Origin of the sequence: Aeromonas sp. sif0611 (assembly GCF_019218845.1) — a bacterium.
Lineage (GTDB): Bacteria > Pseudomonadota > Gammaproteobacteria > Enterobacterales > Aeromonadaceae > Aeromonas > Aeromonas media.
In genome coordinates this window covers 417,753-430,973 of sequence record NZ_JAHUWU010000001.1, presented here as the reverse complement: position 1 = coordinate 430,973, position 13,221 = coordinate 417,753, and the positions used below count along the sequence as shown (strand labels likewise).

Here is a 13,221-nt window from a genome sequence, read left to right as displayed (position 1 = left end):
ATCCAACGGGAGGAAAACATGTTTCGATTAGGGCTCATCATCAACCCCATCGCCGGCATCGGCGGGGCCGTCGGTCTCAAGGGCAGCGACGGCATGGTGGCCGAGGCGCTGGCACGCGGTGCCACCCCCAAGGCCAGTGAGCGGGCCCGCCAGGCCCTCTTGCCCCTGTGCGAGCTGACCACGCCGTTTGAGCTGCTGACGGTGGCCGGGGAGATGGGGGAGACACTGGCCACCGAGCTGCATCTGCCTCATAGCATCGTCTACCAGCCAGCCGAGGCCCAGACGAGCGCCGAGGACACTCGGGCCGCCGCCCTGGCCCTGCGGGAAGCGGGGGTGGATCTGCTGCTCTTCGCCGGTGGCGACGGCACAGCCCGGGATATCTGCGCGGCGGTGGGGGAGTCCTGCCATGTGCTCGGCATCCCGGCGGGGTGCAAGATCCACTCCGGGGTCTACGGCGTGACCCCGGCGGCGAGCGGCCGGGTGGCGGCGCGGATGATAGCGGGCGAGCTCCTGAGTCTGGTGGATGCGGAGGTGATGGACATCGACGAGGAGGCGTTTCGCGCCGGCAAGGTGCGTGCCCGCCACTATGGCCAGCTGCTGGTGCCCGGGGATCTGCGCTACGTTCAGGCGGTCAAGCAGGGTGGAAAGGAGTCCGAAGAGCTGGTGCTCGCCGATCTTGCCGCCGGTGTGGTGGAGCAGATGGAGCCCGATACCCTATATCTGATGGGGTCGGGCAGCACGGTGGCCGCCTGCATGGCCGAGCTGGGTCTCGAAAATACCTTGCTCGGTGTGGATCTGGTGGAAAATGGCCAACTTATCGGGCAGGATCTCTCCGCCGCCGAGATCCTGACCCGGATCCGCGGCCGTCGCTGCCGCCTGATCATCACCCTGATCGGTGGCCAGGGACATCTGTTCGGGCGCGGAAATCAGCAATTGAGTCCAGAGGTGATCCGGGCCGTCGGGCGAGACCATATCCAGGTGCTCGCCACCAAGTCCAAGCTGGCGGCTCTCGAGGGCCGTCCGCTGCTGGTGGATACCGACGATCCGGCACTGAACCGGTCGTTACGTGGTTATCTGCGCATCACCACGGGATACAAGGATCAGGTCATCTACCCGGTGGCCAACCCGGAATAGGACATCAAGGATGCGGCTGGCCTGGCGCCAGAGAGCCGCGATCAACCGGATCGCGGTTCCACTCCCCCGAATTTTTTGCCGGCAATCCCGGAAATGAGGCTGCGTTAAATGACGATTCACGATTTTGAACACAAGTTGTTGGGACTGATCGACGCCATGGTCGCCACGGCCAGCGAGGACGAGCTGTTTGCGGGCGGCTACCTGCGGGGTCATATCTCGCTGGCGGTGGCGCGCGCCGAGCTGGAGGGCAAGACCCTGGTGCGGGACGTAAAGAGCTATGTACTGCGCAGCCTGAACGAGGCCATCTTGCAGGGGGAGCTCTCCGAGCAGGACGAGGTGCTGGTGCAGGAGATGTGGAAGCGTCTGCAGCAGCAGGCGGAAGCTTGATCCCTTTCGCAATTCAAACAGAAGTTTAAGTAATCTGCTTCCCTGAGTGTTATCAAAAGGTTAATAATGAGGCTCGCCTTTTGTTTCAGGGATTAAACTATGGCCTCCTCCTCACGCATTGCCACCAAACTGCCGCTCGAGATGCTCTATCACTGGGAGCGGCAGTGTCCCGACCGGATCTATCTTCGCCAGACCATCCACCGCGAATACGTCGACTTCACCTGGGGTGAGGTCGCCGACGAGGCGCGGCGCATTGTGACGGCACTGCGTGCCTTGGGACTGGTTGCCGGTGACAAGGTGGCGCTGCTTTCCAAGAATTGCGCAGAGTGGTTCATCGCCGATCTGGCGATGCAGATGGGGGGCTACGTGAGCGTGCCCATCTACCCGACCGCCAACGTCGATACCATCGAATACGTGCTGCGCCACAGCGAGGCCAAGGCGATCTTCGTCGGCAAGCTCGACGACTGGAAGAGCCAGGAGGCGGGGGTGCCCGCCGATCTGTTGCGTATCGCCCTGCCGTACGACACCATGCCGGCCGCCCACCAGTGGGATGCGCTGCTCGATGCCCATGAGCCCATCCCGGACAGCCCGGTGCAGGCGCCTGACGCCCTGCTGAGTCTGGTCTACACCTCAGGCAGTACCGGCAAGCCCAAGGGTGCCATGCTGAGCGTGGAGCGCTACGCCTGGTCCTGCGAGAAGCTGGTGGAGGCGGTCTCCCTCACCGCAGCGGACCGCGGCTTCTCCTACCTGCCGCTCGCCCACATCACAGAGCGGGTCTATATCTACGGCGGTAGCCTGTTCAGCGGCGCCACCATCGCCTTCCCCGAGTCCCTCGATACCTTCATCGAGGACGTCAAGCGCTGCCGACCCACCGTCTTCATCTCGGTGCCGCGCCTGTGGGCCATGTTCCGTATCAAGATCCACGAGAAGCTGCCCCAGAAGAAGCTGGCGCTGCTGCTCAAGATCCCGCTCATCTCCGGCCTGGTCAAAAGCAAGTTGCAGAAGGGGTTGGGACTGGATCAGGCGCGGGTGCTGGGCTGCGGTTCGGCCCCGGTGGCCCCGGCACTGCTCGAGTGGTATCACAGCATCGGCATCGAGATCACCGAGGCCTGGGGCATGACCGAGAACCACGCCTACTCCACCCTCAACTACCCCTTCCGGGCGGACAAGATCGGGACCGTCGGCAAGGCCGGGCCCGGGGTGACCATCAAGATCTCCGAGGAGGGAGAGATCCTCTGCCGCTGTGACGGCATGATGCTGGGCTACTACAAGGATCCCGAGCACAGCGCGGAGGCCATCGACGCCGACGGCTGGCTGCACACCGGTGACATGGGCAAGCTGGACCGGGAGGGTTACCTCACCATCACAGGGCGCATGAAGGATGTGTTCAAGACCGCCAAGGGCAAGTATGTGGCCCCTGTGCCCATCGAGGGGCTCTTGGGGCAGGAACCCATCATAGAGCAGTTGTGCGTCATTGGTTATGGCATGCCGCAGCCGGTTGCCCTGGTGCAATTGGCCGAGAGTGCCATGAAGGGGGACAAGGCCGGGGTCGACGCCCAGCTGGAGGCTGCCCTGACCCGGGTCAACGGCCAACTCGAGTCCCATGCCCGCCTGCGCGGCATCCTGGTGGTCAAGAGCCCCTGGAACATAGAGAACGGGGTGCTGACCCCCACCATGAAGATCCGCCGCCATCTGCTGGAACAGAAATACGCAGACATCGGGGAACGCTGGTCCGGTGTCCAGCGCATCATCTGGGAATCCTGACAAGGGCGAGCGGAGTCTTGAACACAAATGCAAAGAGGGGAGCCAGTGGCTCCCCTTCGTCATTGCAGGCAACTGTGGTTCAGACCGCCTGGTACTCCAGCTCCACCCGCCCCAGCGCCTTGAGGGTCGACTGGGCGGAATCCCGCTGGCTGATCTGGCCGGACTTGCTCTCTAGCAGCACGGCGCGGCGCACTGTGGTGAGCTCCTCGCCATTCAGCACAGCATGGGCGCAGGCCATCTGCATCGGGGGGAGGCTTGGGTTGAAGGCGGCGTTCTCGGCGTAGCGGCCGCAGAAGATGCGGCCGTCCTCGAACTGCAGCGCCACCGCGGCATAGCCCTGACTGTAGGGAGCATAGCTCTGGCGGGCGGCGGCCAGCGCGGCCTGCCACAGGGGATCGTCGCTCTCAAGCTTGAGCTCGTCGTGGGCCTGGGGGCTCATCAGGGCATCGGTGATGTCGAGATCGGCGGGGCCGAAGGAGTGGGGCAGGAAGGACTGCAGCTCGCTCAAGTCGTCCGGCAGGGAGACCTTCAGGGTCTTGGCAGTGCTCAGCTCGTTCATGAACTGGCGGCAGTGACCGCAGGGGGTGTAGTTGACGGTGATTTCACTGATCCCGGTCTCGCCGCCGAGCCAGGCGTTGGAGATGGCGGACTGCTCGGCGTGGACCGAGTGGAACAGCCCCTGGCCCGCAAACTCCATGTTAGCGCCAAAATACCAACTGCCGCTCAGGCCGCAGGCGATGGCGCCGACGAAGAACCTGGAGATGGGGGCGACCGAGCAGGCGGCCGCCAGCGGCAGCAGGGCCAGGCGCAGGGCCCGATCGTCGAGCCCGGTGGCGGCTTTCAGGGTCGCCACTTGCTCAGGGGTAAAACGGGCCTGGAAATCGTCCCCCAGCATGGGCAGCAAGGCAGCCTGGAGCGGGGCGGAAAGGGTCTCGAATGGCTTGGCAAAGCGGGGATGCATACTGTGTCCTCAAAGGCCAATTGGGGGGCCATTGTAGGGAGCAAGCGCGGCGAAATGTGTGAGCGCGCTCACGCCTTGATGGGCAAAGGGGCGGGGATGGTAAAGGAAACGTTTGTCTTTCGCAATCTGTGCGCTTGCTCGCAGCACGGGAGGCGTAGCAGGGCTGCCTGAGTATGGTTGGACGCCAAGATCGCGCCCCAGCCATAACCGTCAGGGGCGGCTATGGCTGGGCGCTGTGGGGATCAGGTCAGCCAGTGATAGAGGGCAAACAGCAGGGGGGCGGCGGCGGCGGTCAGCACGCCGCATACCACCATGGCCAGCGACGAGAAGGCCCCCTGGGTGACTCCCTGCTCGGCGGAGGCGGCGGTGCCAATGGCGTGGGCACAAGCCCCCATGGCGAGCCCCTGGGCCTCGGGGTCGGTCACTCGCATCAGCCTGAGCAGGGGATAGCCCACCAGGGCCCCCAGTATCCCCACCACTACCACCACGGCTGCGGCGATGGCGGGAATGCCGCCGAGGGACTGGCTGACGCTCATGGCGAGCGGGGTGGTGATGGACTTGGTGGCGATGGAGGCCAGCAGCGCCGGATCCGCCCCCATCAGGTGGCCAACGCCCAGGGTGGTGCAGACCGAGATGAGCACCGAGGTGAGGGTGCAGACGACGATGGGCCTGAGCTTGTCCCGGATCTGGCGCGCCTGCTGGTAGAGGGGCAGCGCCAGCGCTACCACGGCGGGCTCCAGCAAGGCGGTGATGGGGGCGGTACCGTGCTGGTACTGATCCAGCGGCAGATCCAGCCAGAGCAGCAGACCTATGATGACGGCGGTGGGGATCAGCACCGGGTTGATGACGGGCCAGGGCAGGCGGCGGTAGAGGGACCGGGTCATGAAATAGAGTGCCAGGGTCAGGGGCAGGGCAAACCAGAACATCATTGTCTGTTCATCCTCTGATAGAGATGGCCGACGGCGCCCAGGATCAGCACTATGCCGAGCACGACGCAGAGCATGATGAGGCCAAACGACTGGCGCAGGGGCTCGAGCCAGGCCACGAGGCCGACGGCGACCGGCACGAACAGCACCCCCATGTGACGAAGCAGCAGGCCGCCCCCCTGCTCGACCCAGGAGAAGCGGATGAGCTGCAGGGAGAGCAGCACGAACAGCAGCAGCATGCCGATGATGCTGCCGGGGAAGGTGAAGGGCAGCAGGGCAGCCAGGGCCTTGCCTGCCAGCAGGCAGGCGATGATGACCAGAAAATCACGAAGGTAGCGCAAGGCGCGTTGCAACAACACGGGGGCCTCATCTTGGCAACTGTGAGCGAGGTCGCAGTTTAACAGGCACGGGGGGGATGGAACAGGGTCAACTGACCCGCAGGGGATACAATGGCCCCTCGCGTTTTTCCCATCACACGCAGGAGATCCCATGTCTTCCCCCTCTTTTCTGGCCAGGTTGCGCCAGCTGTCCGCCGATCCCGCCCTGCCTCCCCAGCTGCTGCAAACCCGCCAGTGGGACGGCCCCCTGTGCCGGGTGAGGCTGGACAACATTGGGTCCATCCCCGAGGCCGTGCGTCACTGGCGGCTGTTTGAGGGGGATCTCGGTCTTGCTCCCAACGCGGCCATCTACGGAGAGGGGTTCCAGATGCTGGCCCAGACCATGGGCAGCTGGCAGGCCCCCGAGCCGGTGGGCCGCTGCCCCGACGCCAGCGTCTATCGCATCACGGACGACGACGGCTATCACACCGTGCACAACCTGCTGCTGGTGGCCTGCGAGGGGGGCTGGCTGCTGCTGGCGTTCGCGAGCTGTCAGCGCTTTGGCGGGGAGTTTCGCCTCTATCCGGACGGGCGCCTCGAGATAGTGATGAACGCCGAAGGGCGCACCCTGGCACCCGGCCAGCACTGGCAGAGCGAGGCGCTGATCTGCCTGGAGGGGCCGGACAGGGAGGCCCTGCTGGGGTCGCTGGCGGACTATATCGAGGCCGAACACCCGTCGCTGGTGAACGAGGTGCCCGCGCGCCCGAGTGGCTGGTGCTCCTGGTATCACTACTATGCGGACGTGAGCGCCGCCGACATTCGCGAGAACCTGGCGGTGCGGGCGATGCGCTTCCCGGCCCTGCGCTACGTGCAGATAGACGACGGCTATCAGGCGAAAATGGGGGACTGGCTCACCCCTTCCCCCAAGTTCGAGCAGGGGGTGGCAACCCTGGCTGGGGAGATCCGCGCCGCTGGCTGCGAGCCCGCGCTCTGGGTCGCCCCCTTTATCGCCGAGCCCGGCTCGCAAGTGTTCCAGCAGCACCCGGAGTGGTTCGTGAAGGGGGAGGATGGCCTGCCGCTCCCCTCGGAGCGGGTCACCTACGGCGGCTGGCGCTGCACTCCCTGGTATGTGCTGGACGGCACCCATCCCGAGGTGCAGGCCCACCTCGAGCAGGTGTTTCGCACCCTGCGTGAGCTGTGGGGCATCCACTACTTCAAGCTGGATGCGAACTTCTGGGGCGCCATCCACGGCGGCCGCTTCCACGACCCGGCCGCCACCCGGGTCGAGGCCTATCGACGCGGCATGGCCGCCATCCTGCGCGGTGCCGGGGAGGGGGCCTTCCTGCTCGGCTGCAACGCCCCCATCTGGCCGAGCCTCGGCCTGGTGCACGGCATGCGGGTGAGCGATGACGTGGAGCGCCAGGGCCGGCGTTTTCGCCAGATAGCGCGGGAAGCCTTCTGCCGCGCCTGGCAAAACGACCGGCTCTGGGCGCTGGATCCCGACTGTGTCTGCCTGCGGGATATCCCGGGCCAGCACGCCGGCCGCGCCGAGTACGACTTCCACCTGGCCGCCCTGGTGGCGAGCGGTGGCATGGTGCTGGCGGGGGACAGGCTGCAGGATCTGGACGAGGGGCAGGGGGCGCACCTTGGCAAGCTGCTGGCCCTGTGCGCGGCGCGCACCCCGGCAGCCCGTTTCGATGACATGGGGTTCAGCCGTGGTCGGGTGGCCCTGCCCGGGGGCGGCGAGCTGCTCTGCCTGTTCAACTGGGACGAGCAAGCCACAGAGATGGCGCTGCCGGCGGGGGGGACGGATTTCTGGAGTGAGGCCCCCCTGGGAGAGACGCTGGTGCTGGCGGTGGGCCAGGGGGCGGTGATCCGCTACTCCTGAATACCGCGCTAAGCAAAAAGGCTCCCTCGGGAGCCTTTTTATCGGGTGGGGTTGACCCCTAGAAGTGCCACTCCATCCCGATGGCGTAGTTGGCGGAGCCATAACCCGGGATCTCGTTGCTGGAGGCGAGCGCCTTGAGGGTCAGGCGGGCGCTGAGGGGAATGCCGAGCCCCATGCCGATGGCGACCTCGTCGCTCTGATCCCCCATCATGTCGACCCGCAGGGTGCGGTAGAGGGAGAGATCCTGGCTCATCTGGGCATAGATCTGGGACGATTTGTTGTAGAGCTGACCGAAGATCTCCATCTGGAAGCCGTTCTGGGGCGTGATGGCCAAGGGAATACCGGCGAAGCGATAGAGGTCCGAGTGGTTGAAATAGCTGTTGGTGATCTGGGGGGTGAAGTCGGTCTGCTGATAGAGGGTGCTGAAGTTGCGCTCGATGAGCTGATAGGTCTGCTCCGGCAGACGCAGCAGATAGTCCGGCACTTCAAAACGCACCCCGGCCAGGGTGGTCTGGGGCAGCAAGGCACAGGCGACAAGGGTGAGAGCAGACAGTGCTGAACGCATAAAACGAGAGATCCCCAACAGTCGAGGCGCGGCATCCATGCCGGCAGCGCATGTAATTATCAAACTATCAGGAGCTTGGCTCCCCTGCTCATTATGTCGCGGACGCGGGGAGCTTACTGGGTTTTAAGTGTGAAACGCCTCACATCTCATAGATCTTCCAGGTAGCGATAGAGACTCTTCAGGATCGCAAAGTTCCGTTCGTTACTCTGATTCTGCTCCGCCAGCGCCTCGAGACGGGGCACATAGTCCGGCAGACGGCGGCTGAAGTAGTCGCTGCAGTGCAGGCGCCAGCGCTTCTGCTCCGCTTCGCTCAAGGTGTGAGGCCAGTTGCGGGCGCGGTAGCGGAACAGCATTTCCGGCAGGCGCGGATCACTGAAGGCAAACTCCCGCTCCCCCAGCAGATCCGCCGGGGTGGCGCGCACCAGATCCATGGTTGACTTGTCGCCGTGGCCGAAGAAACCGGCGTAGAGCTGGGTATCCGGGTCGCTGTCATTGCTGCCCGCAAACTCCTGATTGAACACCTCCACCAGTTTCTCTCGCACCTCGGGATGGGCTCGCAGCAGATCCAGGCTCTTGCGACACTGCTCCCGGTCTATGCCAAGCTGGTCGGCCCGCTCCGGGGTCAGGGTGGCGGCCGGCGCCAGCACCGGGCACTTGTTGATGTGCACCAGTTTCACCGGAATGGCCGCGAGATCTCCCAGATCCTCTTTTTTGGTATAGAGGCGCTCGCGGATCTCCTCGCTCGTGAGCTCGATGAGCGGGGTGGGGTCGCGGGTCAAGTCCACCATGATCACCGCATTCTGGTTGCTGGGGTGCCAGGCGAGTGGCGACACCCAGCTTGCGCACCCCTGCCAGGGTGAGAACATGCCGGAGACGTGCACCAGGGGCTTCATGGAAACCACGTCGATCAGCGCCTTCACCTTGTTCTTGTTGCGCAGGGCAAACAGGTAGTCAAACAGCTTGGGCTGGGCTTTTTTCACCAGCTTGGCCATCTCTATGGTGGCCAAGACGTCCGAGAGCGCATCGTGGGCGTTGGCGTGGGCCACGCCGTTGGCCACCGTCAGCTTCTCAAGCCGGAAGCTCGGCTTGCCCTCGTCGTCCTGGGCCCACTCTATCCCCTCCGGACGCAGGGCATAGCAGGCCCGCAGCATGTCGAGGATGTCCCAGCGGGAGTTGCCGTTTTGCCAGCTGTAGGCATAGGGGTCATAGAAGTTGCGATACAGGGTGTAGCGGGTCACCTCGTCATCGAAGCGGATGCTGTTGTAGCCCAGCACGCAGGTGTTCGGGGTGGCGAACTGCTCGTGGATCTGGCGAATGAAGTCCGCCTCGCACAGGCCGTCCTTCATCGCCTTTTGTGGCGTGATGCCGGTAATCAGGCACGCCTCCGGCTCCGGCAGGTAATCCGCGGGCGGCTTGCAGTAAATCACCAGCGGCTCGCCGATGATGTTGAAGTCGGCGTCGGTGCGAATACCCGCAAACTGCGACGGCCTGTCCCTGGCGGGGCTGATGCCGAAGGTCTCGTAATCGTGGAAGTAGAAGGTGGGCTCGCTGCCGGGCTGTGCTGTTTTGCTCATGTTGCTCGAGGTGAGGTGTCCGATGGCGGCGCCATGGCGCCTGGGTGGGCGGTGCCATGCACCGCAGTTGCCAGCATGGTAAACCATAGCGCAGGCAGAGCGAAGCGCGGGCGCCCTGGCTGCCGGTTTATTGAACGCTCAAGGGTGTCGTATCAGGGGACTGTGCAGGATTGCGGCTGGATGGGGGCTTATCGGGCCGTACCCGGGGGCAGGGGCATCAGGGTGTGCAGATCCAGCAGGGTGAAGAAGCCGCCTTCGTCGGGATACCAGCCGCCGGTGTCTATGTAGTAGACGTTGCCAAGCCGGGCCGGAAGGCCCACCGGGGTGTGGCCCACCACCAGGGCGACGAGATCCTCGACACCGCTCTCATCCAGCCGCTCGATGCGGCGCCTTGACCAGAGGCAGACGTTCTTGATGGCGCGAAGCCTACCGCCGCTTACCCCCGCATCCAGTTGGTCCAGCAGCCCCTGCCAGGAAGAAAAGGGGCAATCGGCGTGGAGCAGCCCGACCGGGCCGGCCGGAGTGGCCACCTCGATGGCGATAGGCAGGGTGCGGTAGTGGGCGGCGAGCGCCCCCTGCTCGCCCGGGGTCAGCTGCTGAAACCAGCCGCCGCCGTTCTGGATCCAGTTCTCCCTATCGCAGCTCTCGTAGCGGCAGACATAGTCGTCGTGATTGCCGCAGACTGGGTGAAACCAGGGCTTGGCCAGCCACTCGAGCACGGCTGTGCAGTCGGGGCCGCGATCCGTCAGATCCCCCACGGAGAAGAGGCGATCCCGAGCGGGGTCGAATCCCGCCTGGTCCAGCGCCCCTTGCAGCAGCGAAAAGTAGCCGTGGATATCGCCGACGGCGAGATCTCGCCCCAGAGGATTGCGGGAGAAGCGTCTGATCAGCGGGGACGGGTTCATGTCGATCTCCTTGCCCGTGCCGACGGGCGGCTTGTTCGCTTTTGTCTGGCCGTACATAAGGTTACAGAAGAAAGATGGCGGCCTCGCGGGGGCTGGTAAATCATATGACAGCATGCATGAAAAGGGGGCTCAGTGGCGAGCTCTTCCCGCCTTGCCCTTTCATGTGCAGGTGCCACGGGGGCCTTGTTCGCCGTCCCATGGCAGCGTCGTCATCTCGCTTTTTGACAGGAATCTTGAATGCGGCGTCAGCTGTTGATCTGGATAGGCCCCCTGTGCAGCCTGCTGCTGCTGGGGGCGGCCTTGACCGTCCTCTATCATTTGACCCACCTGTGGCACTGGCACGACATCCGCCTGGCCATCTGGTCTCAACCCTTGCCGCAGCTGGGGGCCGCCCTGCTGCTCACCCTGCTCAGCTATGGTTGCCTCTGTTGTTACGATCTGCTGGCCCTGAAGGTGCTGGACAAGCGACTGCCCCTGCAGCAGGTGGGGATGACCTCCTTCATCGCCTACACCTTCTCCAATACCCTGGGCTTTGCGCTGCTCACCGGCTCGTCGGTACGCTACCGGCTCTACTCCTCCCTGGGGCTTGGCACCGGAGAGGTGGCCAGGGTGATCCTCTTTTGCTCCATCACCTTCTTCCTCGGTTTGCTGGGCTGGGGGGGCAGCGCCCTGTTGCTGGGGCAGGGGGCTGCCCTGCTGGCACACTGGCCGCGCTGGGCGACCGGTCTGCTACAACTGGCGGGGGCCCTGGCCCTGCTGACGGTGCTGGTTTATCTATTTTGGCCGGGGGCGGCCCTGGTCTGGCGCGGGCACCTGCTGCTCCTGCCGCGCATCAGATACCGCCAGCTGCAACTGCTCATCGCCCTGCTCGACTGGATGGCCGCCGCCGCCGTGCTCTATGTGCTGCTGCCATCGGGTAGCGTGCCCTATCCGGTGTTGCTCAGTGCCTTCGTGCTCTCGAGCCTGCTTGGGGTGCTGGCGCATGTGCCGGGGGGCATCGGGGTCTTCGAGGCGAGCATGAGCCTGCTGCTCACCCACTATCTGCCGGTGGACAAGCTGCTCGCCTCCCTGCTGATCTACCGCTGCGCCTACTACTTCCTGCCCTTCCTCTGTGCCCTCCTGTTGTTCGCAGGTCAGGAGTTGCTGCAACAGCGGGCCCGCCTGCACCGGCTGCAGGGGATGATGATGGCGACCCGGGAGTTCGTGCCCGCCCTGGTGAGCATGGGCACCTTCGCGGCGGGTACTCTGCTGCTCTGCTCCGGGATGATCCCCACCATGAGGGGGCGGATCGAGGCCTTCCTGCAGGTGCTGCCCCTGCACCTGCTTGAGCTCTCCCATGTGCTCGGCAGCGTCAGCGGCGTGCTGCTGCTGTTGCTGGCTCACAGCCTCTATCGCCGTCATGACGGGGCTTTCAGGATCACCCAGTGGCTGCTGGGGCTCGGCATGCTGTTCTCCCTGTTCAAGGGGTTTGACTGGGAGTCTGCCCTGCTGCTCGGGGGCTTCTTGCTCGTCATCACCCCCTGCCGCCCGCTCTTTTATCGCAAGGGCTCCCTGCTCCACGCCCGGTTCACCCCCTCCTGGCTGATGTCGGTGGGGGCCGTGCTGCTGGGAGCCTTGTGGTTGCTGCTCTTCTCCTATCGGCAGGTGGAGTATGACCCCTCCCTCTGGCTGCACGTCTCGGCCCACGGGCCCGGGGCGGCTTCCCGCGCCCTGCGTGCCATGGGGAGCGTCATCGGTGTGCTGGCGGTGGTCGGGGTAGCCCATCTGCTGGCCCCTTTGCGCCTCGCCACCGACAAGCCGGATGCAGAGGCGCTCTCCCGTGCCCATGGGCTGGTGATGCGGGCAGGGGGAGGCCACGGTTACCTGGCCCAGCTCGGGGACAAATCCCTGCTGTTCCACCCAAGCGGCGAGGCCTTCCTGATGTACGGGGCAGAAGGCAGCAGCTGGATAGTGATGGGGGATCCCGTCGGCCAGCCCACCCTCGTGGAGGAGCTGCTCTGGCAGTTTCGCGAGCGCTGTGACGAGCACGACGTCAGCCCGGTCTTCTACCAGGTGTCTGCCCGCTATCTGCCTGTCTACCTGGATCTCGGGCTCATCCCCTTCAAGCTGGGGGAGGAGGCCATCGTGGATCTGCACGGCTTCGATCTCGCCGGCAGCCGCCTGCGCAACCTGCGCCAGAGCCACGCCAAGGGCAAGCGGGAAGGACTGCGCTTCGAGGTGGTGGCCGCAAGTGAGATTGCCGCCCTGCTGCCCGAGTTGAAGGGGATCTCCGACAGCTGGCTGCACAGCAAGCAGGGCAAGGAGAAGGGCTTCTCCGTGGGCAGTTTCGAGCCAGCCTACCTGACCCTCAACCCGATGGCGCTGGTGCGGCGCGAGGGGCAGATCGTCGGGTTTGCCAACCTCTGGATCAGCGACAACAAGGAGAGCCTCTCCATCGATCTGATGCGCTACAGCCTGGACACGGGGGCGGCCCCCGTCATGGACTTCCTGTTCGTCGAGCTCCTGCTGTGGGGCAAACAGGAGGGCTATGCCAGCTTCAACCTGGGGATGGCTCCCATGTCGGGGTTCACCGATAACCCCCTCGGCGGATACTGGGCCCGCCTTGGCAACACCCTGTTCACCCGGGGCAGCCGCTTTTACAACTTCCAGGGATTGCGGCGTTACAAGGAGAAGTTCGGCCCAAGGTGGGAGCCTCGCTACCTGCTCTGTACCGGTCATCTGGTGCTGCCCCGCACCCTGACTCACCTCGTCTCCCTCATCAGTCGCGGCCCCTTCGGGCTCATGAAGAAATAGGAGTTGG

At 64.8% G+C, this 13,221-nt stretch carries 11 protein-coding genes; 5 read left to right on the top strand and 6 right to left on the bottom strand.

Annotation, left to right across the window (positions count from 1 at the left end; genetic code table 11):
* Positions 1 to 18 precede the first annotated feature (18 nt).
* From KW824_RS01895 to KW824_RS01885, 3 genes are all read left to right on the top strand, one after another.
* Entirely contained in the window at positions 19 to 1,134 is a 1,116-nt protein-coding gene (locus KW824_RS01895; RefSeq protein WP_218408721.1) for an ATP-NAD kinase family protein, read from the top strand.
* A 108-nt stretch (positions 1,135 to 1,242) separates the two neighbouring features.
* Complete coding sequence (locus tag KW824_RS01890) at positions 1,243 to 1,521, top strand: YfcL family protein (protein ID WP_005332956.1); 279 nt, start codon at positions 1,243 to 1,245, stop codon at positions 1,519 to 1,521.
* Positions 1,522 to 1,620: 99 nt separating this feature from the next.
* On the top strand, positions 1,621 to 3,285 hold the full coding sequence (locus tag KW824_RS01885) for an AMP-binding protein (protein WP_218408720.1): 1,665 nt from the start codon (positions 1,621 to 1,623) through the stop codon (positions 3,283 to 3,285).
* A gap of 79 nt (positions 3,286 to 3,364) precedes the next feature.
* On the opposite strand, the gene cdd is transcribed toward KW824_RS01885, so the two are convergent.
* From cdd to KW824_RS01870, 3 genes are all read right to left on the bottom strand, one after another.
* Complete coding sequence (gene cdd, locus KW824_RS01880; protein WP_218408719.1) at positions 3,365 to 4,246, bottom strand: cytidine deaminase; 882 nt, start codon at positions 4,244 to 4,246, stop codon at positions 3,365 to 3,367.
* 242 nt (positions 4,247 to 4,488) lie between these two features.
* Positions 4,489 to 5,175, bottom strand: a complete 687-nt coding sequence (locus tag KW824_RS01875; protein ID WP_218408718.1) for an LrgB family protein — start codon at positions 5,173 to 5,175, stop codon at positions 4,489 to 4,491.
* Positions 5,172 to 5,531, bottom strand: a complete 360-nt coding sequence (locus KW824_RS01870; RefSeq protein WP_218408717.1) for a CidA/LrgA family protein — start codon at positions 5,529 to 5,531, stop codon at positions 5,172 to 5,174. Before KW824_RS01870 ends, KW824_RS01875 begins: the two co-directional genes overlap by 4 nt.
* 130 nt (positions 5,532 to 5,661) lie before the next feature.
* On the opposite strand from KW824_RS01870, the gene KW824_RS01865 reads away from it, so the two are divergent.
* Positions 5,662 to 7,377 (top strand): glycoside hydrolase family 36 protein, encoded by a 1,716-nt coding sequence (locus tag KW824_RS01865; RefSeq protein WP_218408716.1) that lies wholly within the window; start codon positions 5,662 to 5,664, stop codon positions 7,375 to 7,377.
* Between the two features lie 58 nt (positions 7,378 to 7,435).
* Here the strand turns inward: KW824_RS01865 and KW824_RS01860 are convergent, their stop codons facing one another.
* From KW824_RS01860 to KW824_RS01850, 3 genes are all read right to left on the bottom strand, one after another.
* The gene (locus KW824_RS01860) at positions 7,436 to 7,942 is read right to left on the bottom strand and encodes a hypothetical protein (protein WP_041205536.1); all 507 of its coding nucleotides are present in this window, start codon (positions 7,940 to 7,942) and stop codon (positions 7,436 to 7,438) included.
* Between the two features lie 146 nt (positions 7,943 to 8,088).
* A complete protein-coding gene (gene sbcB / locus KW824_RS01855) occupies positions 8,089 to 9,516 on the bottom strand; it encodes an exodeoxyribonuclease I (protein ID WP_218408715.1) in 1,428 nt (475 codons plus the stop codon).
* Positions 9,517 to 9,704: 188 nt separating this feature from the next.
* Positions 9,705 to 10,421, bottom strand: coding sequence for a metallophosphoesterase (locus tag KW824_RS01850; protein WP_256351223.1), 717 nt, complete (start codon positions 10,419 to 10,421; stop codon positions 9,705 to 9,707).
* Between the two features lie 237 nt (positions 10,422 to 10,658).
* On the opposite strand from KW824_RS01850, the gene mprF reads away from it, so the two are divergent.
* Positions 10,659 to 13,214 (top strand): bifunctional lysylphosphatidylglycerol flippase/synthetase MprF, encoded by a 2,556-nt coding sequence (mprF, locus tag KW824_RS01845; protein ID WP_218408713.1) that lies wholly within the window; start codon positions 10,659 to 10,661, stop codon positions 13,212 to 13,214.
* Positions 13,215 to 13,221: the final 7 nt, after the last annotated feature.

What these genes read in the sequence shown, in the direction of transcription:
- KW824_RS01890 (WP_005332956.1), top strand. Translation starts at nt 1,243, where the DNA reads ATGACGATTCACGATTTTGAACACAAGTTGTTGGGACTGATCGACGCC.
- cdd (WP_218408719.1), bottom strand. Translation starts at nt 4,246, where the DNA reads ATGCATCCCCGCTTTGCCAAGCCATTCGAGACCCTTTCCGCCCCGCTC.
- KW824_RS01860 (WP_041205536.1), bottom strand. Translation starts at nt 7,942, where the DNA reads ATGCGTTCAGCACTGTCTGCTCTCACCCTTGTCGCCTGTGCCTTGCTG.
- KW824_RS01865 (WP_218408716.1), top strand. Translation starts at nt 5,662, where the DNA reads ATGTCTTCCCCCTCTTTTCTGGCCAGGTTGCGCCAGCTGTCCGCCGAT.
- KW824_RS01895 (WP_218408721.1), top strand. Translation starts at nt 19, where the DNA reads ATGTTTCGATTAGGGCTCATCATCAACCCCATCGCCGGCATCGGCGGG.
- sbcB (WP_218408715.1), bottom strand. Translation starts at nt 9,516, where the DNA reads ATGAGCAAAACAGCACAGCCCGGCAGCGAGCCCACCTTCTACTTCCAC.
- KW824_RS01875 (WP_218408718.1), bottom strand. Translation starts at nt 5,175, where the DNA reads ATGATGTTCTGGTTTGCCCTGCCCCTGACCCTGGCACTCTATTTCATG.
- KW824_RS01850 (WP_256351223.1), bottom strand. Translation starts at nt 10,421, where the DNA reads ATGAACCCGTCCCCGCTGATCAGACGCTTCTCCCGCAATCCTCTGGGG.
- KW824_RS01885 (WP_218408720.1), top strand. Translation starts at nt 1,621, where the DNA reads ATGGCCTCCTCCTCACGCATTGCCACCAAACTGCCGCTCGAGATGCTC.
- mprF (WP_218408713.1), top strand. Translation starts at nt 10,659, where the DNA reads ATGCGGCGTCAGCTGTTGATCTGGATAGGCCCCCTGTGCAGCCTGCTG.